The organism is Methylobacterium sp. Leaf469 (assembly GCF_001424745.1).
GTDB lineage: Bacteria > Pseudomonadota > Alphaproteobacteria > Rhizobiales > Beijerinckiaceae > Methylobacterium.
Map to the genome: position 1 here is coordinate 414,142 of NZ_LMRE01000034.1, position 23,131 is coordinate 437,272.

The following is a 23,131-nucleotide window of genomic DNA, read 5'->3' on the forward strand; positions in this document are numbered from 1 at the left end:
CGGTCCTACTGGGTTCTGGAGGGCCGAGCCCCGAAGATCGCCGTACCGACGCGGATATGCGTGGCGCCCATCTGGATCGCCGCCGGGTAATCCGCGCTCATGCCCATGGACAGGATCGGCAGGTTGTGGCGTGCCGCGATGCGGGCGAGCAGGGCGAAATGGGCCGAGGGCGGGTCCTCCGCCGGGGGAATGCACATCAGCCCGTCGATCGCGAGGCCGTGGGTGTCGCGACACTCGGCGAGCAGGGCATCGACATGGGCCGGCGAGACGCCGGCCTTCTGCGGCTCGTCGCCGGTGTTGACCTGGACGAGGAGCTTCGGGGTCCGGCCGCTCCGCGCGATCTCCTTCCCGAGTGCCGCGGCCAGGGAGAGCCGGTCGAGGCCGTGGATCACGTCGAACAGCTCTACCGCCTCGCGGGCCTTGTTCGACTGGAGCGGCCCGACGAGGTGCAACTCCACGTCCGGGAACCGCTCCCGCAGGGCCGGCCACTTCGCCTTCGATTCCTGGACGTAGTTCTCTCCGAACACCCGGTGTCCCGCTTCCAGGGCCGGCAGGATGCCTTCGGCTGAAATCAGTTTCGAGACGGCGACGAGGGCGATGGACGCCGGATCGCGTTCGGCATCGTCGGCCGCCTGCCGGATTTTTCCGCGCACGGCCTCCAGGCCGGCGACGACATCGACGGCGGGCGGGCGGGCATACTCGAAGGGGGCGTCGGCCATGGGGTTCGTTCTCGGAGGGGTCGTGGGATCTGGGATCGGACTACCATTCCGAACGCGCACGGCAAGGCAGGGGTCCCGGCAAGAACACGGGTGCCGGCAAGGCAGAGCCGCTGACACGGCAGAACTCCCGACCCAGCAAGATTTCCAGGCGCGCCTTCGTGTTGACCGGGTGACGCCGCGTGGTAGTCCGGCGGCCAACCCTTTCGGGCGCGCCTGGACGCCGCCCGCTCCTCCATTTGGATGGCGCCCGCCATGACCCAGTCCGCCCGCCCCGCCGCGCCCGAGCGTTACAACGCCAAGGAGACCGAGCCGCGCTGGCAGCAGGCCTGGAATGAGGCCGGCATCTACGCCACCAGGAACGACGACGGCCGGCCGAAATACTACGTGCTGGAGATGTTCCCCTACCCGTCCGGGCGCATCCACATGGGCCACGTGCGCAACTACGCCATGGGCGACGTGGTGGCCCGCTACAAGCGGGCGCGCGGCTTCAACGTGCTGCACCCCATGGGCTGGGACGCCTTCGGCCTGCCGGCCGAGAACGCCGCCATGGAGCGCAAGGTCAACCCGCGCGAATGGACCTACGCCAACATCGCCACCATGCGCGGCCAGCTCCAGAGCATGGGCCTGTCCCTGGACTGGAGCCGCGAGATCGCGACCTGCGATCCCGACTACTACAAGCACCAGCAGCGCATGTTCCTCGATTTCCTCGACAAGGGACTGGTGACGCGCCGCACGGCCAAGGTGAACTGGGACCCGGTGGACCACACGGTGCTCGCCAACGAGCAGGTCATCGACGGGCGCGGCTGGCGCTCGGGCGCCCTGGTGGAGCAGCGCGAGCTGACCCAATGGTTCTTCAAGATCACCGACTTCGCCCAGGACCTGTACGACGCCCTCGACGGCCTCGAGCGGTGGCCGGAAAAAGTCCGGGTGATGCAGAAGAACTGGATCGGACGCTCGGAAGGGCTGGAGGTCCGCTTCGCCCTCGACGCGCCCCCCTCCGGCGTGGGGCCGGAGGTGAAGGTCTACACCACCCGCCCCGACACCCTGTTCGGCGCGAAGTTCTTGGCGATCGCGGCCGACCACCCGATCGCGGCGGCGCTCGCGCCCGCGCGCCCCGAACTCCAGACGTTCATCGAAGAGTGCCGCCGCACGGGCACGGCCCAGGCCGCCATCGATACGGCGGAGAAGCTCGGATTCGACACGGGGCTGAGGGTGCGCCACCCCCTCGACCCGTCGTGGCTGCTGCCGGTCTACGTCGCGAACTTCGTGCTGATGGAATACGGCACTGGGGCGGTGTTCGGCTGCCCGGCCCACGACCAGCGCGATCTGGATTTCGCCAACAAGTACGGCCTCGGCAACACTCCGGTGGTCTGCCCTGAAGAGCAGGACGCCAAGACCTTCGTCGTCACCGACACCGCCTATGACGGCGACGGCCGGATGATCAATTCGCGCTTCCTCGACGACATGACCACGGACGAGGCGTTCGATGCGGTGGCGAACCGCCTCGAATCCGAGACCCTTTCGGGCGCCCCCATCGCATCGCGAAAGGTGCAGTTCCGGTTGCGCGACTGGGGCGTGTCGCGCCAGCGCTACTGGGGGTGCCCGATCCCGATCATCCATTGCGACGCCTGCGGCCCCGTGTCAGTGCCCGTGGCCGACCTGCCCGTGCGCCTGCCCGACGAGGTCTCGTTCGACGTGCCCGGCAATCCGCTGGAGCGTGACCACGCCTGGCGCGACGTCCCCTGCCCCACCTGCGGGAAGCCGGCCCGGCGCGAGACCGACACCATGGACACGTTCGTGGATTCGTCCTGGTACTACGCGCGCTTCACCGCACCGTGGCTGCAGGACGCGCCCACAGACCGCAAGGCCGTCGATCAGTGGCTCGCCGTGGACCAGTATATCGGCGGCATCGAGCACGCGATCCTGCACCTGCTCTACGCGCGCTTCTTCATGCGGGCGATGCAAGCCACCGGCTGGTCCGGCGTGTCCGAGCCCTTCGACGGGTTGTTCACGCAGGGCATGGTCGTCCACGAGACCTACAAGGACGCGGCCGGCGCCTGGGTTCAGCCGGCCGACATCCGCATCACCGCCGAGTCCGGTGAGCGCCAGGCGTTCCACGTGAAAACCGATGCGCCCATCGCCATCGGTGCCATCGAGAAGATGTCGAAGTCGAAGAAGAACGTCGTCGACCCCGACGACATCATCGCGAGCTACGGCGCCGATACCGCACGCTGGTTCATGCTCTCGGACTCGCCGCCCGAGCGCGACGTGATCTGGACCGAGGACGGCGTCCAGGGTGCAGCCCGCTTCGTCCAGCGCGTCTGGCGCCTCGTCTCCCTCGCGGCGGGGGCGAACGGCACGGCGGGCGCAAACGACGCCGCCCTGCGCAAGGCGGCACACAAGGCCCTGGCCTCCGTCGAGGAGGATGTCGAGCGCCTGCGCTTCAACCGCTGCGTGGCGCACATCTACACCCTCGCCAACGCCCTCGACGAAGCCCTGCGCGGCGGCGTCGACGCGGGGGCCGCCCGGGAAGCCGCCGGCATCCTCACCCAACTCGTGGCACCGATGATGCCGCATCTCGCCGAAGAGTGCTGGCACGCCCTCGGTCGCGACGGCCTCGTGGCCCAGGCGCCCTGGCCCGTGGCGGATCGTGCGCTCCTGGTTGAGGATTCCGTCACCCTCCCCGTCCAGATCAACGGCAAGAAGCGGGCGGACGTGACCGTGCCGCGCGACGCCGACAAGGCCGAGGTCGAACGCCTGACGCTCCTGGACGAGGCCGTGCGGAAGGCCCTCGAAGGCCGTGCACCGAAGAAGGTGATCGTCGTACCCGGCCGGATCGTCAACCTCGTCGTGTAGGCTCACGATCCGGCCGGAGACGAAGCGTAAACCACACGGCCACTAGGGTGGCGGCGGGCCTGGCTTCGCCGTAAACAGCGAGCTCAGCCCTTCGAAACTGGGCAGTCGGAACGGCGGCGACAATGATGCGTGTGGCGATTCGGACGGAGCGGAACGGCCTTGCGCGTCGGGCGGTCCGGGTGGCGCTCGTCTGCGCCCTCGGCCTCAATCTCTCCGCATGCTTCCGGCCCCTCTACGGCCCCACTGCTTCAGGTGAGCCCATGGCGGCCCTGCTCGCGTCCGTGCAGGTGGACGACGTCAGCATGGCCCAGGGCCAGGAGCGCATCGGCCACTATCTGCGCAGCGAATTGATCTTCGATCTCGACGGCTCGGGCCAGCCCTCGACCAAGCGCTACCGCCTCAAGATGCAGGGCAGCGAGACGGTACAGACCCCCATCGTCTCGTCCCAGACGGGGCGCGCCGAGGCAGGCACCATCATCGCCAATGTGAAATACTCCCTCGAGAATCTCGACGGCACGAAGATCATCAGCGAAGGTGTCGCGACCTCGACGGCGACCTACGATCGCTCGGTGCAGCGTTTCGCCTCGCTTCGCGCAGCACGCGACGCGGAGATCCGCCTCGCCAAGGTGCTGGCCGAGCAGATCAAGACCCGCATCGCCTCCGTGCTGGTGACGAAGCCCTGACGAGCTCGCCCGCATGACCGCCGTCAAGGCCAGCGATGTCGAGGCACTGATCCGGCGCGGGCCCGACCCGCGCATCGCGGTGCTGCTCCTCTACGGACCGGACACCGGCCTGGTGTTCGAGCGTGCCAAGCGCCTCGCCGAAGCCTTCGTCTCCGATCCGGGCGACCCGTTCGCCATGGTGAAGATCGACGGCGACACCCTGGCGCAGGATGCCGGCCGACTCGTCGACGAGGCCGGCACCGTCGGCCTGTTCGGCGGCAACCGCACGATCTGGGTGCGGGCGGGAAGCCGCAACTACGCACCGGCCGTCGAGGCCGCCCTGAAGGCCGAGATCACTCAGGCCCGCATCGTCGTGGAGGCCGGGGATCTGGCGAAATCCGCGCCGCTGCGCACCCTCTGCGAGAAGTCGCCCAAGGCCCTGGCGATCCCGTGCTACCCGGACGACGAGCGCGCCCTCGGCGACCTCATCGAGCGCACCCTGCAGGAGCAGGGGCTTCGGATCGCCCGCGAGGCGCGCGACGTGCTGGCGACGAGCCTCGGGGGAGATCGCGGTGCCAGCCTGTCGGAGATCGAGAAGCTGGCGCTCTACGCCCGCGGGCAGGACACGGTGAGCCTCGACGACGTCGAGGCCGTGGTGAGCGACGTCGCCGCCAGTGTCCTCAACACACTGATCGACGCGGCCTTCTCGGGCCGCACCACCGATGTCGAGCGCGATTACCGCCGCTTTCGCCACGAGGGCATGGACCCCTCGGTGATGCTCGGCTCGGCCCTGCGCCACGCCCTGACGCTCCTCGCCACCCGTCTGGCCGGGGAGCGGCAGAGCGCCAGCATGATGGTCGGCAATTGGCGCGGTCTGCATTTTCGCCGCAAGGCCACGGTGGAGACCCAGCTCGCGCGCTGGACGCCTCCGGCGCTCCGCCACGCGATCCAGCTCTTGCAGGAGGCCGTGCTGGCCTGCCGCCGCTCGCCGCCGGATCTCGCCCACGCCAACGCGTCGAGCACCCTCCTGCGGATCGCCTCAGAGGCTGCGCGGCGGCGCTGAAGGGGGCACCCCGCCTCAACGAGGCGGGGGGATCGTCTTTACCCCTGCGGGCTCACCTGAAGCAGACGGCAGAGACCATCGAGCTCTTCGGCGGTCTCGTACCGGATGCGGATCTCGCCCGTGCCGGCGGCCTTGGTCTTGAACGAGACCGGCATGCCGATCGCCCGGCCCATGGCCTGCTCCAAGGACCGCAGGGTGGCGTCCTTCTCGGCACCACGGCGGGGACGGCCGGGTCGGGGGGCGTCGCTATCTGGAACCTCGGCCGACGCCAGGGCCTCGACCTCGCGCACCGACATCCCCTCCTCGACGATCCGCCGGGCGACGGCCTCGGGATCCTTCACCGCCAGGAGGGCGCGAGCGTGGCCCGCCGTGATCTCGCCGGCGACCACCCGATCCTGGATCGCGGGAGACAGCTGCAGCAGGCGCAGGGTGTTGGCAAGATGGCTGCGGCTCTTGCCGATGATCTCGGCCAACTCGCTCTGGTTGTACTGAAACTCGCTCATCAGCCGCTCGTAGCCGGCCGCCTCTTCGATGGCGTTGAGGTCCGTGCGCTGGACGTTCTCCAGGATGGCGAACTCCAACGAGGTCCGGTCGTCGATCTCGACGGTGACCACCGGGACTTCGGTCAGACCCGCACGCTGGGCCGCCCGCCAACGGCGCTCGCCCGCGACGATCTCGAAGGTGTCGGGCACGCCCGACAGGGCCCGCACCACGATGGGCTGGATGATGCCGCGCACCTTGATGGATGCCGCAAGCTCCTCAAGATCGGCTTCGGTGAAACGCCGGCGCGGGTTGCGTGGGTTCGGTCGCAGGAACTCCACCGCGACCTTGCGCTGGGCCTGGGACCGGTTCGCGTCGGCCCCCTCGTCGCCGAAATCACCGATCAGGGCCGCGAGACCGCGCCCGAGCCGAGGCCGCACCACATCATCCGCCATCGCCACCCGCTCGACTCCGTTACGCACTGTTTTCATGGATTAGGCCGCGACGGGCAGACGCCCCTCGCGCTGGATGATCTCGGAGGCGAGGCGAAGATAGGCTTGGCTGCCGGCGCATTTGAGATCGTAGAGCAGCACCGGCTTGCCGTGCGACGGCGCTTCCGACACGCGCACGTTGCGGGGAATCATGGTCTCGTAGACCTTGTCGCCCATGAAGCTGCGTACGTCGGCCACCACCTGTGCGGAGAGGTTGTTGCGCGGATCGAACATCGTCAGGACGATCCCCTGGATGGTCAGGCGCGCGTTGAGGGCGCCCCGGACCTGCTCGACGGTGCGCAGCAACTGGCTTAAGCCTTCCAGGGCGAAGAACTCGCATTGCAGGGGCACCAGCACCGCGTCGGCTGCCGCCAGGGCGTTGATGGTGAGGAGGTTGAGCGAGGGCGGGCAATCGATGAGGACGTAGGTGACGCCCTGCGTCGTCCCGCTCTGGCCGACGCCCTTCAGGACGTTGCGCAGCCGGTGCGCCCGGTCGGGGGCGGTCGCCATCTCCATTTCCAGGCCGAGGAGATCCATGGTCGAGGGGGCGACCATGAGACGGGGCACGGCCGTCTGCACGCAGGCGGCTCCCAGCTCCGCCTCCCCCGCCAACACATGATAGGTCGAGACCTTGCGCTGGCGCCGGTCGACACCGAGCCCGGTCGAGGCGTTGCCCTGCGGATCGAGGTCGATCACCAGGACCGACTCCCCGATGGCGGCGAGCGCCGTGCCGAGGTTGATCGCCGTCGTGGTCTTGCCGACCCCGCCCTTCTGGTTGGCAAGGGCGAGGATGCGCAGGGGCCGGTCCGGCCTGCCGCCGCTGAGGGGATCGGATGTGGGAGCGCTGGTCATGAATCCACGCGGGAGAGGGCCGTGACGCGGACGATCCGCGCGTCAGAATCGGTACGGCTCGGCACAAGATCGTAAACGAATCTCCACCGTTGCGCCGCCTCGGTCAATTCGGATTGCACGTCACGCCCCTTGGGAAACAGCGCGACGGTGCCGGTTTTCAACAGGGGCTCGGTCCAGGCAAGCAACTGGGTGAGGGGAGCGAGCGCGCGGGCGCACACGATCTCGACACCGGTCTGGCTGCCGATCGCATCCTCAATCCGGACGTTGTGCACCCGCGCGGGTGCTGAAGTCAGGCGCGCGGACTCGAGGAGGAACGCGCATTTGCGCGCGTTGCTCTCGATGAGATCGACCTGAAAGCCCGGCCGCCCGTGACCGGCCAGCGCCAGGATCAGGCCGGGAATGCCCGCCCCTGAACCAAGGTCGAGCCAGCGCGTGGCATCCGGCGCCAACGCCGCGAGTTGCAGCGCGTCGGCGATGTGACGGGTCCAGACTTCGTCGAGTGTCGCGGGACCGACGAGGTTCTTCACCGTCTGCCACCGGCGAAGCTGCTCGACATAAACGTCCAGCCTCCACGCTGTTTCACGTGAAACACCGGCCTCGGAGAGGACGCGGTCGCGTCCGAACTCAGCTTGCATGCGCGGCACTCGGGCGGTGCCCACGCCGGGCATGAGCAGCGAGCAAGGTCAGCGCCGCTGGGGTCACGCCTTCGATCCGTGCCGCCTGGCCGAGGGTTCCGGGACGCACGGTTTCCAACTTGCTCCGCATCTCGTTGGACAGGCCGGGAATCGCGCCGTAATCCAGACGGGCGGGGAGGGCGACGGCCTCGTCACGCCGGAACGCAGCGATGTCGGCGTTCTGGCGATCGAGATAGACCGCATAGGTGGCGTCCGTCTGGAGACGCTCGGCGATCCGGTCCGGGACGCCCGAGAGGCCCGGCCATACCGCGGCAAGCCGGGCCCAGTCGATCTCCGGGTAGGAGAGCAATTGGAACGCCGAGCGTCGGATCCCGTCTTGGTTGAGCGGGATGCCGTGCGCAGCGGCCTCGTTCGGTGTGAGACTCAGGCCGTCGAGACAGGCCCTTGCCGCGTGAAGCCCCCCCTGCGCCTGGGCGAAGTGGCTGGCGCGGCGGGTCCCGACGCAGCCCAACGCCGCACCGCGCGGCGTCAGCCGCTCATCGGCGTTGTCGACGCGGAGGGACAGGCGATACTCGGAGCGCGAGGTGAACATGCGATAGGGCTCGCTCACCCCGTGGGTGACGAGGTCGTCGATCATGACCCCGAGATAGGATTCCGCCCGGTCGAAGGTGGCGAGCTCGGCCCCACCGGCCAAACGCGCCGCATTGAGACCGGCCACCAGCCCCTGCCCCGCCGCCTCCTCGTAGCCGGTGGTGCCGTTGATCTGCCCGGCCAGGAACAGACCCGGCAACCGGCGCGTCTGAAGCGTCGTATCGAGTTCGCGGGGATCGACGTAGTCGTACTCGATGGCATACCCCGGACGCACGATGGTAGCGCGCTCCAGGCCCGGGATCAGGGCGATCACTGCGCGCTGCACCGCCTCCGGCAAGGCGGTGGAAATTCCGTTGGGATAGACCGTGGGATCGTCGAGCCCTTCGAGTTCGAGGAAGATCTGGTGGCCCTCCCGGTCGCCGAACCGCACGACCTTGTCCTCGATCGAAGGACAGTAGCGCGGGCCACGACTGGCGATTCCACCGGAATACATCGGCGAGCGATGGAGATTGGCCCGGATGAGGTCGTGTACCGCCTGGGTGGTGCGGGTGATGCCACACTGAATCTGCGGCGTCGTGATCCGCTCGGTCAAAGTCGAGAACGGCACGGGATCGGCGTCGGCCGACTGCATCTCGAGTCCGGACCAGGCGATGGTACGCCCGTCGAGGCGGGCCGGTGTCCCGGTCTTCAGACGCCCCAGTGCGAAACCATGACGATCCAATGTTTCGGCAAGGCCGATGGACGGGCCTTCGCCGACTCGTCCAGCGGGGGTTTGGATCTCTCCGATATGGATGAGACCGCGCAAGAAGGTGCCGGTGGTCAGCACCACGGCGGCGCAGGGGAGGGCACGTCCATCCCCCAGGACGACACCCACGACTCGACCGTCGTGAACGGTGAGGTCGCCGACTTCGCCCTCGATCACCGTGAGGTTCGCCGTCTCGGCGATGGCGGCCTGCATGGCGGCGGCGTAGAGCTTGCGGTCGGCCTGGGTGCGTGGGCCGCGCACGGCCGGTCCCTTGCGCCGGTTGAGCAGGCGAAACTGGATCCCGGCCGCGTCGGCGACCCGTCCCATGAGACCATCGAGGGCATCGACTTCCCGGACGAGATGCCCCTTGCCGAGCCCGCCGATGGCGGGGTTGCAGGACATCGCACCGATGGTCGCGGCGCTATGGGTCACGAGGGCCGTGCGGGCACCGAACCGTGCGGCAGCGGCGGCGGCTTCGGTGCCGGCGTGACCACCGCCGACGACGATCACGTCATAGGGCAGAACGGAATGGAGCATGGCGCTGGAGTACGCGCCCGAGCGCGCCACCGTCAACGATTCCGGCGGTTTTTCACGTGAAACTGCGGGCCTGTCTACTTTCCGATACAGAACCCGGAGAACAGCCGATCGAGCATTTCCTCGACACCGACCTGACCCGCAACCTCGCCCAGGGCCCGCACGGCGAGACGCAGATCTTCCGCGGCGAGTTCGGGTAGGACAGCGCCCTGCACCAAGCGGTCGAGGTGATCGCGACAGCGCGTCAGCCCCTCCCGGTGCCGCTGGCGCGTGATGAGCGCGGCCTCGCCCCCGATCGACACCGAGGCATGGTGTTCGATGGCATCGAGAAGGGTGTCGAGCCCCTCGCCGGTCATCGCCGAGATGACGTGGCCCTCGGCGGAGCGCGAACCCTCGGACAGATCAGCCTTCGTCTGGACCCGAAGCACCGGGGGCATCGGAACGGACAGATCGGTCACGTCGGAGATCGAACCGGCCTCCGCCAGGAGAAGCACGAGATCGGCTTGGGCGATGCGAGCCCTTGTCCGGCGGATGCCCTCGGCTTCGAGGGCGTCGCCGGCCTCGCGCAGGCCCGCCGTATCGATCAAGAGAACCGGCAAGCCGCCGAGATCGCAGCGTACCTCGATGACGTCGCGGGTCGTGCCGGGAACCGGGGATACGATGGCCGCGTCACGCCGACTGAGGGCATTCAGCAGGGTGGATTTGCCAGCGTTCGGTGGACCGGCGAGGACGACGGTGAAGCCGTCGCGCAGGCGCTCGCCGCGCCCCCCGTCATCGAGGGCGGCGGCGATGGCATCGCGGATCACCCGGGCCTTGGCGAACAGGGCGGCGTCGAGGGCATCGTCGTCGACATCGCCCTCGTCGGAGAAATCGAGGGCGGCTTCGACGCCGGCGAGGAGATCGATGAGGCGGTCGCGCCACGCCGCGACCCGACGACCGAGTGCACCGTCGAGTTGGCGCAGGGCCTGGCGGCGCTGGGCTTCGGTTTCGGCGTTGATGAGGTCGGCGATGCCCTCGGCCTCGGTGAGACCCAGGCGACCGTTGAGGAAGGCGCGCCGGGTGAAGGCTCCCGGCTCGGCCGGAATGCATCCGGGAAGAGCCGCAAGGGCACCCAGCACCGCCGCGCGGACGGCCGGACCGCCATGGAGATGGAGTTCGGCCATGTCTTCGCCCGTGAACGTGCCGGGTCCCGGCATCCACACGACGAGGGCCTGATCCAAGGTCTCCTGCACTTGCGGCGCCTGCAGGGTTCGCAGGACGAGGCGACGGGGAGCGGGGAGGGAGCCCGACAGGCGGATCAGGACCGATGCGGAGGCGGGGCCGCTGATCCGGATCACCGCGACAGCAGCGCGGCCGAAGCCACTCGCCGGCGCGAAGATCGTGGGGGGCTGGTCTATCACCGGGCAGTCACAGCTTAGTGGCTAATTTCATAAGCCGGCAAGAGATATAGTTTCCGGCGGAATTCGTTGTTTTTTAATAATGACTTGCGTGCCGCGTCGGTCTGACACTCGGTCGGAACGAAACGAATTTTTCGGCCCCCTCCCACGCCAAAGGAAAAGAGGGGGCCTTCTCGAAAAGCTCAGGTGTTCATCGAGTCGAAGAAGTCGTTGTTGCTCTTGGTCTGGCGCAGCTTGTCCATGAGGAACTCGATGGCGTCGGTGACGCCCATCGGGTTGAGGATGCGGCGCAGCACGTAGGTCTTCTTGAGCGAGTCCGGCGGAACCAGGAGCTCTTCCTTGCGGGTGCCCGAGCGGGTGATGTCGATGGCCGGGAAGATGCGCTTGTCCGAGACCTTGCGGTCCAGGATGATCTCGGAGTTGCCGGTGCCCTTGAACTCCTCGAAGATCACCTCGTCCATCCGCGAGCCGGTGTCGATGAGGGCGGTCGCGATGATCGAGAGCGAGCCGCCTTCCTCGATGTTGCGGGCGGCACCGAAGAAGCGCTTCGGCCGCTGTAGGGCGTTGGCGTCGACGCCGCCGGTCAGCACCTTGCCAGAGGACGGCACCACGGTGTTGTAGGCCCGGCCGAGGCGGGTGATCGAATCGAGCAGGATGACCACGTCGCGGCCGTGCTCCACGAGGCGCTTGGCCTTCTCGATCACCATCTCGGCCACCTGCACGTGACGAGTGGCCGGCTCATCGAAGGTCGAGGCGATGACCTCGCCCTTCACCGAGCGGATCATGTCGGTCACTTCCTCGGGGCGCTCGTCGATGAGCAGCACGATGAGGTAGCATTCCGGGTGGTTGATGGTGATCGACTGAGCGATGTTCTGCATCAGCACGGTCTTGCCCGTGCGCGGCGGCGCCACGATCAGGGCGCGCTGGCCCTTACCGATGGGGGCGACGATGTCGATGATCCGAGGGCTGAAATCTTTCTTCGGCGGATTGTCCAGTTCGAGCTTGAAGCGCTGCGTCGGGAACAGCGGCGTCAGGTTGTCGAAGTGGACCTTGTGCTTGATCTTCTCCGGGTTCTCGAAGTTGATCGTGTTGACCTTGAGCAGGGCGAAGTAGCGCTCGCCGTCCTTCGGACCCCGGATCGGCCCCTCCACCGTGTCGCCCGTGCGCAGGCCGAATCGGCGGATCTGGGTCGGCGAGATGTAGATGTCGTCGGGACCCGGCAGGTAGTTCGAATCGGACGAGCGCAGGAAGCCGAAGCCGTCCTGCAGCACTTCGACGGTGCCGGCGCCGATGATCTCGACCTCCTTGGCCGCGAGCTGCTTCAGGATGGCGAACATCAGCTCCTGCTTGCGCATGGTCGAGGCGTTCTCGACCTCGACCTCTTCGGCGAAAGCGATCAGGTCGGTCGGCGTCTTCGACTTGAGATCCTGGAGCTTGACCTCGCGCTTGCTATCGAGATCGGCGGCGGCAAGGCCGCCCTCGGCCAGCGAATCCACGGGTTCAAGGGCGTCGTATGAGGCTGTCATGGGAATTCAAAACCTGGGAATTCAAAACCGCGGCAGGACGGACGGAAGGGCGGAATGCATTCTGGGATGGAGTCGCCGGGCGCGGTGAAGGCGCCTTTGGTCGGAGCGTCGAAGGGGGACGGCTCCGCGCATCGTCTTGAGGGAGCCTTGGGGCTCACGGGATGCAGCACGGCATAACGAGGAGGGAGTTCAGCCCTATCGTGATTCTCGATTTTTCTCAAGCCCTCAACCGGGACCGGCACGACCCGCCCCCGGGACGCGCCTATCAGCGGCGGCGCAGGCGAACGTAGAGGGCCCCGGCTCCGCCGTGGTGACGGGCCGCTTCCTCGAAACCGAGCACGATGCTGCGCAGCTCGGGCGCGCGCAGCCAATGCGGCACGCTGCGGCGCAGGACCCCGCGCTCCGAGAAGGCGTCGTTGTAATCCATCCCACCCTTGCCCGTGACGACGAGCACATGGGTGTGGCCGGCTGCCCGTGCCCGCATGAGGAACCCGGTCAGCGCGCCGTGGGCCTGAGCCTGGTACATCCCGTGGAGATCGATCCGGGCATCGACCTGGAGCGCGCCGCGCCGAAAAGCGAGACGGACGCGGCGCTCGAGCCCGGGCGCCAGGGCGGGAGCCGCGGCCGGCGGGGCGACGACGGGAGCGGGGAGGGCCGGAGGCGGATTGGGTTTCAGGGTGACGCGTTTCGCCGGCGGCTTCACGGCCGGCTTCGCAGGCGTCGCGGACGAAGGCTTGTGAGCCGGCTTCGCACCGGCCTTCGGCAGCGGCGTGGCGGGCGGATTGGCGTCCGGCGCTTTCGGCTTGGGCTTGGACTTCGCGCGCAGGGGCGTGATCAGGCGGGCGATCTCACCCCACAGGTAAGCGTCCTCGCCGGAGAGGCCACGGGGTCGGCGGGGGAGTCTCATGGTTGGGTCGGGGCGAGGGCAGGGGCCTTCGGGGGGACCTCGGCGGGGGCCTTCGGGGGGACCTCGGCGGGGGCCTTCGAAGAGACCTCGGGAAAGGCCTTGGCCTCGCCGGAACGGGGCAGCAGCACGACGAAGCCGGCCGTCGCCCGCAGGTTGCCGGCGGCGACACCCGCAGCCTCGCCGGTGCCGAGGTAGAGATCGCCCCGGGCCGGGCCGACGATGGCCGAACCGGTATCGGCCGCGATGGCGAGGCGCGCGGTCCGGGAATCGCCGGCGGCTTCGAGCCAGAACGGCAGGCCGTAGCGCCACAGGGTGGAATCCACCGCGAGGCTGTGTCCGGGGCTCAGCGCGACGCCGGCGGCCCCCGGGGGGCCGAGCGACGGGTCCTCGACGGGCGCCAGCTTGAAGAAGATGTACGATTCGTTGCGGCGCATCAGGCGGCGGGCCGTCTCGGGGTGGTCCCGCAGCCAGCCCGTCCAGCGCGCCAGGGTGAGGCCGTCGAGGGGCAGGTGGCCCTCGGTGACGATGAGTTTGCCGATGGAGGTGTAGGGCCGGCCGTTGCGCCCGTCATAGAGCACCCGCACCGTCCGGCCGTCGGTCAGGCGCACCCGCCCCGAGCCCTGGACCTGCAGCACGAACAGGTCGACGGGGTCGAGCCAGAGCAGCGCCTTGGCGACCTCCCCCAGGGCTCCGTCCTCGATGGCGGCACGGGTGGGATAGGGGGCCAGCCCCGTCTCCGTCCGGCGCGCGGCGCGGAGCGCCGGATCGAGGCCCGTTCGGGTCTCGCCGGGCTCCAGGCTCACGAGGTCGTCGGGCCGGGCGAGGACGGGCGCGGTGAAGCCCGGAGCCGCGACGGACGAGCCCGTGAGTTCCGGCTCGAAATACCCGGTCAGGAATCCCGCCCGGCGCTCGGGAACGCCGTCAACCGCGGGGCGGACGATCCGGTAGGCGTCGAACGCCGTAGCGAAGAAGGCGGCCGCGCCCTCGGGCGGGACGGCGGCGGCGCGGGCGCAGGCCGCCGCGAGATCGCCCGCATGGCCGGCGACCGACGGCGCCATCGGGACGGGGGCCGCCGCGCAGGTCCGGCGGAAGGCTTCGAGGGCACGGACCGGATCGGGACCGGGAAAGCCCGGCAGGCCCGCGAGATCGACCCACTCCAGCACCGCTCCGCCCGAGACCACTGCGCTCAAGACCCCTCCGCCCGAGACCGCTCCGCCCAAGCGCAGCGGCTCGGCCGCGTGGGCGACCGAGCCGGGGAGGGGAGGGCAGAGAGCGAGGGCGGCCAGGGCCGCGCCGAGGGCGAGTGGTCGCACGCGGTCCGGAGGGGTCAGGCGCCAGCTTCGGTGGCGACGAGCTGCCAGTTCGGGTCGCGGGTGCCGAGCGTCCGGGCGAAGGTCCACACGTCGGGCACCTCGACCACGGTCTCGGCGCTGCCGTCGATCACCTGGCCCTGCGCGTTGCGGGTCGCGGTGATGAGGTGGGACAGGAAGTGTACCGTCACCTGGGCGACGCGGTTCTTCACGTCGACGGCGACGATCTCGGCCTTGTCGAGGGAGACGAAGGTGGTCTCGACCACTTCCTTCCGGCCCTCGCGGGCGTCGATCTCGCGCTCGAAGCCTTCGCAGACCTCCCGCGAGAGCAGGCTGCGCAGTGTCTTGCGGTCGCCCTTGGCGAAGGCGATCACAATGGCCTCGTAGGCCGACTTGGCACCCTCGACGAAGCCGCGCGGATCGAAACCGGGCTCCACCTGCACCACCGCTTCGAGGCCGTTGGCGATGGCCGAGCCCGGCTCGGCGATGCCGCGCCAGTCGCGGACCTCCGCCTTGGGGGCCGCTTGGCTTCGGTCGGCCTGCGCACGGTCGGCGCCGGGCAGGCGCACCACGTTGTCGCCCTCCGTCCGGTTGGCCGGGGGCTCCGTGCGGCTGCGGTCCACGGGCTTGAACGGCGAGCGTTCCGCTCCGGTCTTCTGGCCGAGCACCGAGCGCAGCCGCCAGATCACGAACACCGCCAGGGCGAGGAAGATCAAGGTCGTCAAGTCGAAGGAGTCCTGCATCACCGATCCTGATCGTGGCCGTCGCACGACAGCTGAAGTTCGAGGGGCTCCGGAAACCCCGCATCCCGCGCGTTGCGAGTCCGTTACCAAACTCCCGCACCAAACTCCCGTCGCACCGTCGCGCCCGGAGCCCGATCCAACCATGGATCCGGCCATGGGCGGGAGTTTTGCCAGCACTCTTAGCCGAGGCCCGCGCCGGGAGCGAGCCGGGTCGTTCAACCCGACCCGTCGAGCGCGCCCGCCGCAACGCCGTGGTGCGTTCTCGGCCTGTCGCGTTGTCCGGGATATGGTGCGTGCCCGGCCCGGTTCCAGCCGCCGCCAGCCGGCGCCTTGTTCGCACCGGATGGGCATGATAGCGCGCTCTCGCACCGGATGGGTGGTCGCAACCGTCGCAAGCACACAAGAACTGGCTCGGTCGCCGGCCCGCATGTGCTCCCAAGGATCGCGCCCCCAGGGCTCTTGAGAAGGACGACAACGCCATGGCCGACACATCGGCACCGAACGGGAACGGTGGCGCCACGGCGCAGGCCGAGGACCAGCTCCCCGCCATCAACGCCCTGGGGCAATACGCCAAGGATCTCTCCTTCGAGAATCCGAACGCCCCGCGCTCGCTTCAGCCCCAGGAATCCGCGCCGCAGATCAACATCCAGGTCAACGTCAACGCCAAGCAGCTCGCCGAAGAGGATTTCGAGGTCGAGCTGACCCTGGAGGGCGACGCCAAGACCGGCACCGAGGTGCTGTTCGCGTTCGAGCTGACCTATGCCGGCATCTTCCGCATGCGCAACATCCCGCAGGACCAGCTGCATCCGGCCGTGATGATCGAGTGCCCGCGCCTGCTGTTCCCGTTCGCGCGCCAGATCGTCGCCGAGGCCGTGCGCAATGGCGGCTTCCCGCCGCTCTACATCGACCCCATCGATTTCGTCGGCCTCTACCGCCAGAAGGCGATGGAAGCGCAAGGCGCCGAGACCGGCCCGCTCTCGTCCTGAGCCCGAGCGGTTCCCCGACGTCACTTCGTCGAGCGAACGCTTTTTGCCCCGGCCTCACGGCCGGGGCTTTTCTTTGCCGTATCGTCCCCGTCGCAGACCATGGTCCTGTGCCGGAATGAAGCTGGAACAGCACGACGCCCGGTCGGTTACCCGCCTTTCGCGCAGGAGGGGCCTATGACGGACCAGGAGAACCGGACACTGACCGTCTCCGAGCCCGGGGCCGTGCCGTGGCTCAGTGTGGTGTTCGGCTACGGACCGATGCTGCCCTTCGCAGCGGGCGCGGCGGCCGCGTGGTGGCTCGGCGGGGTCTGGGGCGAGCTGGCTCTGTCCCTCACCACCCTGTGGGGCTGCGCGATCCTGCTGTTCCTCTCCGGCGTCCGGCGCGGTCTCAGCTTCCGCACGGAAGGCGGTCCGACCTGGGTCCAGATCGCCACGATGCTGGCCTTGTTCCTCCTCGGCTTCTGCGCCCTCGTGCTCACGACCGGCGGCGCGACCGGCCCCGCGCTCATTCTGCTCATCGTCGGATTCGCTGGGATCGCCGTGCTCGATCCCATCGCGGCGCGCCGGGGCGAAGCGCCCCTGTTCTTCGCGCGCCTGCGTCCGCTCCAGATCCCCATCGCGATTCTGAGCCTTTGCGCGCTCCTCGCCCTGAAGCTGTAGATCGGCGCCGCACTCGGTCCGGGTGCCGGCCGCGCTCGTGATGCCGGCCGCGCTTGCCGCTCCGGCCCCCCCGCGATAGAGCCCGCGCAACCCCCAAAAACCCTCCGCAGAGCGAAACCACCATGGCCAAGGCCGATTCCAACAAGGCCGACACCCTGAAGCCGCGCCTGCCGCGCGGGTTCGTCGACCGCCGCGCGGACGAGATCGCCGCCCAGCACCGGATGCTGGAGACGATCCGCCAGAGCTTCGAACTCTACGGCTTCGAGGCCCTCGAGACCCCGTTCGTCGAATACACCGAGGCGCTCGGCAAGTTCCTGCCCGACCTCGACCGGCCGAACGAGGGCGTGTTCTCGTTCCAGGACGACGACGAATCCTGGCTGTCGCTGCGCTACGACCTCACGGCGCCGCTGGCCCGCCACGTCGCCGAGCATTTCGATTCCATCCCCAAGCCCTACCGCAGCTTCCGCGCCGGCTACGTCTTCCGCAATGAGAAGCCCGGCCCGGGGCGCTTCCGCCAGTTCATGCAGTTCGACGCCGACATCGTCGGGGCCGGCACCGTCGCGGCGGATGCCGAGATCTGCATGCTCATGGCCGACACCCTGGAGAAGCTCGGGCTCACCGGCCAGTTCGTCGTCAAGGTGAACAACCGCAAGGTGCTCGACGGCGTCATGGAGGCCATCGGCCTCGCGGGCGCCGACAAGGCGGGCCAGCGCCTCACCGTGCTGCGCGCCATCGACAAGCTCGACCGCCTCGGGCCCGACGGCGTGCGCGACCTTCTCGGTGCCGGCCGCAAGGACGAGAGCGGCGACTTCACCAAGGGCGCCGGCCTCGATGCGGCGGCGGTGGAGCGCATCCTCGCCTACGTCTCGTTCCAGTCCGCCCCCGTGGAGGGCGCCGACCGCATGGCGTTCTGGGAACAGTTCTTCGGCACCTGGACCGAGGTGGTGGGCGATTCGGTGACCGGCCGCGAGGGGATCGCCGAACTCCACGCGATGATGCGCCTGTGCGCGGCGGCCGGCTACGGCTTCGACCGGATCCGCGCCGACCCCAGCGTGGTGCGCGGCCTCGAATACTACACCGGCCCGGTCTACGAGGCGGAGCTGACCTTCCCGGTCGTGAACGAGGACGGCCAGACCGTGCGCTTCGGCTCGGTGGCGGGCGGCGGGCGCTACGATGGTCTCGTCGGGCGGTTCCGCTCGGAGCCGGTGCCGGCCACCGGCTTCTCCATCGGCGTCTCGCGCCTGTTCTCGGCGCTCCAGCTCACCGGGAGCCCGCTCCTGGAGGGCACAAGCAAGCCCGGCCCCGTGGTCGTGCTGGTGCTGGACCGCGAAAACATCGCCGATTACCAGCGCCTCGTCGCGGCCTTGCGCGGCGAAGGCATCCGGGCCGAGCTCTACCTCGGTGGCTCCGGCATGAAGGCGCAGATGAAGTACGCCGACCGGCGGGGTTCCCCCTGCGCCATCATCCAGGGCTCGAACGAGCGCGAGGCCGGCGAGGTTCAGATCAAGGATCTCATCGAGGGCTCCAAGGCCGCCGAGGGCATCAGCAGCAACGCCGAGTGGAAGGCCGCCCGGCCGGCGCAGTTCTCGGTGCCGGAGGCCGAGATGGTCGCGCGGGTGCGCGAAGTCCTGGCGCGGCACTACTAGGGCACCGCCTCGGTGAACGATGCCAAGCGAAAGGGCGGGGGGACGCATCCGCCCGCCCTTTCGCGTTTCGTCGTCACTCCGTGTGGATTCGGGTTTTAACTGCCGGGCTTCCACACGGCGTCCGAGACCACCAGGGGCTTCGGCAGCAGGCCGAGGCGGTGGAAGGTGTCGGCCACGGTCTGCTGATCGGCCACGGTGCCGGCGTCGAGGGGCGTGACCCCGTAGGTGAGGCGCTTGAGGGCGACGGTGAGGATCGGGGCCGGGATGCCCACGGACGGCGCGAGTTCGGCCGCGACCGCATCGGTGTTGTCCTTGGCCCAGGCGTCGATGGTGCCGATGGCCGCCAGGGTGGTGTCGAGGACGGCGCGGTTGACGGCGGCGTCGGCGAAGGGGCGGCGCGAGAGGTAGAACTGCCGGTTCGGCACGAGGCCCTCACCGGTGACGAGGGTGCGTGCGCCCGTCGCCCGCTCGCCGGAGGCGAGGTAGGGGTCCCAGATCGCCCAGGCGTCGACGGAGCCGCGGGCGAAGGCCGCCGCCGCGTCGGCGGGTCCGAGGAAGGCGAGCTTCACCGCATCGTAGGGGATGCCCGCCGCTTCGAGGGCACGCACCAAGAAGTAGTGGACGTTGGAGCCCTTGTTGAGGGCGATGGTCCGGCCGCGCAGGTCGGCCACGGTGCGGATCGGGCTGTCGGCGGCCACCAGGATCGCTTCGCCGCGGGGCGCGGCTGGCTCGTGGGCGACGTAGACGAGGTCGCGGCTCGCGGCCTGGGCGAAGATCGGCGGCGCCTCGCCGGCCGAGCCTAAATCGATGGCTCCGGCATTGAGCGCTTCCATCAGGGGCGGGCCCGACGGGAATTCCGACCACGTCACGCGGTAGCCGAGCGGCTTCAGACGCTCCTCCAGCAGGCCCTTGCCCTTGAGGAGCACGAGGGTGCCGTACTTCTGGTAGCCGATCCGGATCACCTTCTCGTCGGCCCGGGCCTGGAGGGTGAACAGCATCAGGAACGAGAGGGCGGCGGCGAACCACGCCCAGGCGCCGACGGATGGGACTCTCGGGGCGACGAGGGCATGGGTGGTGGCGCGTGGCATGGACGTTCTTCCGACAGGGGGGAGGGGACGGGATTCGGTGGACACCGGAAGCGCGCTCCTCCCCCTCGCGGGGAGGAGTCGGCGGTGGGGGTGGCCGGGCGCTCCTCATCGAGCCAGGACTTCACCGTGCGGAGGCCGGCGGAACCACCCCCACCCTCGATCCCTCCCCGCAAGGGGAAGGGAGGTGCGTCCTCAGTGCGCCGACACCCGGCGGGGCACGATGTCGTTGGCCATCACCTCGCCGAAGGGCCCGTCGTTGCGGGCGTTGCTCGGGGCGACGCCGGTGGTGGCGCGCAAGGGGAGCTTCGGGAACACGAGTTCGGCGAAGCGGTAGGCTTCCTCGAGGTGCGGGTAGCCCGAGAGGATGAAGCGATCGATGCCGAGATCGATATACTCCTTCATCCGGTCGGCGACCTGATCCGCGGAGCCGACGAGGGCGGTGCCGGCGCCGCCGCGCACGAGGCCGACGCCGGCCCAGAGGTTGGGCGAGACCTCGAGCTTGGTGCGGTCGCCGCCGTGGAGCGCCATCATCCGGCTCTGGCCGACGGAATCCTGGCGCTTCAGGGTGGCCTGCGCCTTGGCGATGGTCTCGTCGTCGAGGCGCGAGATCAGGTTCTCGGCGGCCGCCCAGGCCTCGCCCTCGGTCTCGCGGACGATGACGTGCAGGCGGATGCCGTACGAGAATGTTTTGCCTTTCCGGTCGGCGGCCTCCCTGGCCTTGGCGATCTTCTCGGCCACGCCGGCCGGGGGCTCGCCCCAGGTCAGGTAGACTTCGCAATGCTCGGCCGCGACCTCGATGCCGGCGGGGGAGGAGCCGCCGAAATACAGCGGCGGGTAGGGCTTCTGCACGGGCGGGAAGATCACCCGGCCCTCCTCGACCTTGAGGTGCTTGCCTTCGTAGCTGACGGTCTCGCCGGACATCAGCCCGCGCCAGATGTGCAGGAACTCGTCGGTGACAACGTAGCGCTCGTCGTGATCGAGGAACACGCCGTCGCCGCGCAGCTCCACCGGATCGCCGCCCGTGACCACGTTGATGAGGAGGCGGCCGTCGGAGATCCGGTCGAGGGTGGCGGCCATGCGGGCGGCGACGGCCGGTTCCTGCAGGCCGGGGCGCACGGCGACGAGAAAGCGCAGGCGCTGAGTCAGGGGGACGAGGGCGGAGGCCACCACCCAGGAATCCTCGCACGAGCGGCCCGTGGGTAGGAGCACGCCATAATAGCCGAGCTCGTCCGCCGCCTGCGCGATCTGGCGGAGATACGGCAGCGTGACGGCGCGCGCGCCCTCCTGGGCACCGAGGTAGCGGCCGTCGCCGTGGGTGGGCAGGAACCAGAGGACGTCGGTCTGACCGGTCATGGGAAACTCTTTCGGATGAGGGGCGAAAGCGCGGCCGAAGCCGGCGCTTGGTTCTGCAGGATGCCCGGCTCAGGCCGGCGCGTGGTTCTGAAGCAGATGGTCGAGGATGCGGCCTTCGAGGGCCGCGAGGTCCGGGTCGCCGCGCCGGCGCGGGCGGGGCACGTCGACCTTCACGTCGAGGGCGATGTGCCCGTTCTCGACGACGAGGATGCGGTCGGCCATGGCCACGGCCTCGGCGACGTCGTGGGTGACGAGGAGGGCGGTGAAGCCCTGCGCCCGCCAGATCGCCTCGATCATCGCCTGCATGTCGATGCGGGTGAGGGCGTCGAGGGCCCCGAGGGGTTCGTCGAGGGCGAGCAGGCCGGGGCGGGAGACGAGGGCGCGGGCGAGCGCCACGCGCTGACGCTGGCCGCCCGATAGGGTGGCGGGCCAGTTGGCCGACTTGTCGGTGAGGCCGACCTCGGCCAGCGCGCTCGCGGCCCGCGCCCGGCGCTCGGCCCGGGTGCCGGTTTCGCCCAAGCCCACCGCGACGTTGTCCACCACCTTGGCCCAGGGCAGGAGGCGCGGCTCCTGGAACATGATGCGCTTCGGGGGCGCCCGCACGGCGTCGGATTCGAGGACGACGCGGCCGGCGCTCGGCTGCTCCAGGCCGAGGATGAGGCGCAGCAAGGTGCTCTTGCCGCAGCCCGAACGGCCGACGACGGCCACGAACTGCCCGGCCGGGATATGGAGGTCGAGGCCGGCGATGACCGTATGCCCGTCGAAGGACTTCGACAGGTCGCGCACGGTGACGGCGAGGCCGCCGGTGGCCGCGGCCTCGGGCGGCCGGGCGCGGGGGGCGGTACCCTTCACCGGCCGATCGGCGGGCTTCTGAACGGGGACGGTTTCGGGCGCGGCGTCGTGGACGCGCAGGGCGGTGGCGGTCATGGCCGGGTCCGTTGGAGTTCTTCGAGGGCTTGGAGCGAGGCGGTGCCTCAGACGGTCCGGTAGGCGGGATTCCAGGCGAGACAGGTGCGCTCGAGCCAGCGGGTGAGCACGTCGGCGAGCTTGCCGAGGCCGGCATAGATCACGATGGCCAGCACCACGACGTCGACGAGCATGAACTCGCGCGCCTGCATGGCCATGTAGCCGAGCCCCGAGGAGGCCGAGATCGTCTCGGCGACGATGAGGGTCAGCCACATGATGCCGAGCGCATAGCGCAGGCCGACGAAGATCGACGGCAGGGCGCCGGGCAGGACCACGCGGGTGAACAGGCTCCACGACGACAGGCCGTAGACCCGGCCCATCTCCACGAGTTGCGGATCGACGGAGCGGATGCCGTGCAGCGTGTTGGCGTAGACGGGGAAGAACACGCCGAGCGCCACGAGGAAGAGCTTGGCCTCCTCGCCGATGCCGAACCACAGGATCACCAGGGGAATGAGGGACAGGTGGGGCACGTTGCGCACCATCTGTACGGTGGTGTCCGTGAGCCGGTCGGAGGCGCGCGACAGGCCGTTGGCGAGGCCGAGCGCGAAGCCGATGCCGCCGCCGACGGCGAAGCCCGCCAGCGCCCGCAGGGTGCTGACCCAGAGGTTGGCCCAGAGTTCGCCCGTGCGGCCGAGCTGCCAGCCCGCCGCGATCACATCCAGGGGCGCCGGCATGAACCGGGTCGAGACGAGGCCGGCCGAACTCGCCGCCTGCCAGCCGAGCACGATGCCAAGGGGCAGGAGCCAGGGGACGAGGCGCTGGGCGGCGCCGTCACGCAGACGCGTGGAGAGCCGCGGCGCGGAAAGGGAGGGACTTGCCATGGGATGTCAGCCGTTGGGAGGGACCGCCCATACGGCGTCGCGGACGCGGATGGGCTTCTCGGGGTCAGGCCTGCGCCGATGCGGGGCGGGGCCGCCTTCG

20 protein-coding genes are annotated in these 23,131 nt (G+C 69.4%); 6 read left to right on the top strand and 14 right to left on the bottom strand.

From position 1 onward, the window contains the following. Positions 1-5: 5 nt before the first annotated feature. Positions 6-719: a YggS family pyridoxal phosphate-dependent enzyme gene (locus ASG60_RS16000; RefSeq protein WP_056306306.1), complete on the bottom strand. Its 714-nt coding sequence runs from the start codon at positions 717-719 to the stop codon at positions 6-8. 252 nt (positions 720-971) lie between these two features. Here ASG60_RS16000 and leuS point away from each other — a divergent pair, with 252 nt between their 5' ends. The 3 genes from leuS (at position 972) to holA (ending at position 5,300) form a co-directional block, all read left to right on the top strand. Next, entirely contained in the window at positions 972-3,575 is a 2,604-nt protein-coding gene (leuS, locus tag ASG60_RS16005) for a leucine--tRNA ligase (RefSeq protein WP_056306304.1), read from the top strand. 125 nt (positions 3,576-3,700) lie between these two features. Next, positions 3,701-4,258, top strand: coding sequence for an LPS assembly lipoprotein LptE (gene lptE, locus ASG60_RS16010; RefSeq protein WP_056386735.1), 558 nt, complete (start codon positions 3,701-3,703; stop codon positions 4,256-4,258). 13 nt (positions 4,259-4,271) lie between these two features. Continuing rightward, entirely contained in the window at positions 4,272-5,300 is a 1,029-nt protein-coding gene (holA, locus tag ASG60_RS16015) for a DNA polymerase III subunit delta (RefSeq protein WP_056386560.1), read from the top strand. A 38-nt stretch (positions 5,301-5,338) separates the two neighbouring features. On the opposite strand, the gene ASG60_RS16020 is transcribed toward holA, so the two are convergent. From ASG60_RS16020 to ASG60_RS16060, 9 genes are all read right to left on the bottom strand, one after another. Next, on the bottom strand, positions 5,339-6,235 hold the full coding sequence (locus tag ASG60_RS16020) for a ParB/RepB/Spo0J family partition protein (protein ID WP_056172496.1): 897 nt from the start codon (positions 6,233-6,235) through the stop codon (positions 5,339-5,341). Positions 6,236-6,274: 39 nt separating this feature from the next. After that, positions 6,275-7,123: a ParA family protein gene (locus ASG60_RS16025; RefSeq protein ID WP_056172499.1), complete on the bottom strand. Its 849-nt coding sequence runs from the start codon at positions 7,121-7,123 to the stop codon at positions 6,275-6,277. Then, positions 7,120-7,758, bottom strand: coding sequence for a 16S rRNA (guanine(527)-N(7))-methyltransferase RsmG (gene rsmG / locus ASG60_RS16030; protein ID WP_056386737.1), 639 nt, complete (start codon positions 7,756-7,758; stop codon positions 7,120-7,122). Before rsmG ends, ASG60_RS16025 begins: the two co-directional genes overlap by 4 nt. Continuing rightward, positions 7,748-9,631, bottom strand: a complete 1,884-nt coding sequence (gene mnmG / locus ASG60_RS16035) for a tRNA uridine-5-carboxymethylaminomethyl(34) synthesis enzyme MnmG (protein ID WP_056386739.1) — start codon at positions 9,629-9,631, stop codon at positions 7,748-7,750. The genes rsmG and mnmG overlap by 11 nt, the downstream gene beginning before the upstream one ends. 74 nt (positions 9,632-9,705) lie before the next feature. Further along, positions 9,706-11,025, bottom strand: a complete 1,320-nt coding sequence (mnmE, locus tag ASG60_RS16040; RefSeq protein WP_082531799.1) for a tRNA uridine-5-carboxymethylaminomethyl(34) synthesis GTPase MnmE — start codon at positions 11,023-11,025, stop codon at positions 9,706-9,708. A 182-nt stretch (positions 11,026-11,207) separates the two neighbouring features. Continuing rightward, positions 11,208-12,551: a transcription termination factor Rho gene (rho, locus tag ASG60_RS16045; RefSeq protein WP_056172508.1), complete on the bottom strand. Its 1,344-nt coding sequence runs from the start codon at positions 12,549-12,551 to the stop codon at positions 11,208-11,210. 265 nt (positions 12,552-12,816) lie between these two features. After that, entirely contained in the window at positions 12,817-13,458 is a 642-nt protein-coding gene (locus ASG60_RS16050) for a Smr/MutS family protein (RefSeq protein ID WP_056266740.1), read from the bottom strand. After that, positions 13,455-14,684, bottom strand: coding sequence for an MltA domain-containing protein (locus tag ASG60_RS16055; RefSeq protein ID WP_082531800.1), 1,230 nt, complete (start codon positions 14,682-14,684; stop codon positions 13,455-13,457). The genes ASG60_RS16050 and ASG60_RS16055 overlap by 4 nt, the downstream gene beginning before the upstream one ends. Before the next feature lie 101 nt (positions 14,685-14,785). After that, entirely contained in the window at positions 14,786-15,511 is a 726-nt protein-coding gene (locus ASG60_RS16060) for a Tim44/TimA family putative adaptor protein (protein ID WP_056172518.1), read from the bottom strand. Between the two features lie 479 nt (positions 15,512-15,990). On the opposite strand from ASG60_RS16060, the gene secB reads away from it, so the two are divergent. From secB to hisS, 3 genes are all read left to right on the top strand, one after another. Further along, the gene (gene secB / locus ASG60_RS16065) at positions 15,991-16,497 is read left to right on the top strand and encodes a protein-export chaperone SecB (RefSeq protein ID WP_056172521.1); all 507 of its coding nucleotides are present in this window, start codon (positions 15,991-15,993) and stop codon (positions 16,495-16,497) included. A gap of 174 nt (positions 16,498-16,671) precedes the next feature. Continuing rightward, positions 16,672-17,157 carry a DUF3429 domain-containing protein gene (locus tag ASG60_RS16070; protein WP_056172524.1) on the top strand — a complete coding sequence of 162 codons (486 nt, stop codon included), beginning with the start codon at positions 16,672-16,674 and terminating at the stop codon, positions 17,155-17,157. Positions 17,158-17,279: 122 nt separating this feature from the next. Continuing rightward, positions 17,280-18,803, top strand: coding sequence for a histidine--tRNA ligase (gene hisS / locus ASG60_RS16075; protein WP_056386566.1), 1,524 nt, complete (start codon positions 17,280-17,282; stop codon positions 18,801-18,803). A gap of 95 nt (positions 18,804-18,898) precedes the next feature. On the opposite strand, the gene ASG60_RS16080 is transcribed toward hisS, so the two are convergent. The 4 genes from ASG60_RS16080 to ssuC form a co-directional block, all read right to left on the bottom strand. Beyond that, positions 18,899-19,801 (bottom strand): sulfonate ABC transporter substrate-binding protein, encoded by a 903-nt coding sequence (locus ASG60_RS16080; protein ID WP_244476701.1) that lies wholly within the window; start codon positions 19,799-19,801, stop codon positions 18,899-18,901. A 282-nt stretch (positions 19,802-20,083) separates the two neighbouring features. Then, on the bottom strand, positions 20,084-21,244 hold the full coding sequence (gene ssuD / locus ASG60_RS16085; protein ID WP_056266749.1) for an FMNH2-dependent alkanesulfonate monooxygenase: 1,161 nt from the start codon (positions 21,242-21,244) through the stop codon (positions 20,084-20,086). A 69-nt stretch (positions 21,245-21,313) separates the two neighbouring features. Beyond that, entirely contained in the window at positions 21,314-22,171 is an 858-nt protein-coding gene (locus ASG60_RS16090) for an ATP-binding cassette domain-containing protein (protein WP_082531782.1), read from the bottom strand. A 47-nt stretch (positions 22,172-22,218) separates the two neighbouring features. Beyond that, positions 22,219-23,031 (bottom strand): aliphatic sulfonate ABC transporter permease SsuC, encoded by an 813-nt coding sequence (gene ssuC / locus ASG60_RS16095; RefSeq protein WP_056172542.1) that lies wholly within the window; start codon positions 23,029-23,031, stop codon positions 22,219-22,221. Between the last annotated feature and the right edge of the window lie 100 nt (positions 23,032-23,131).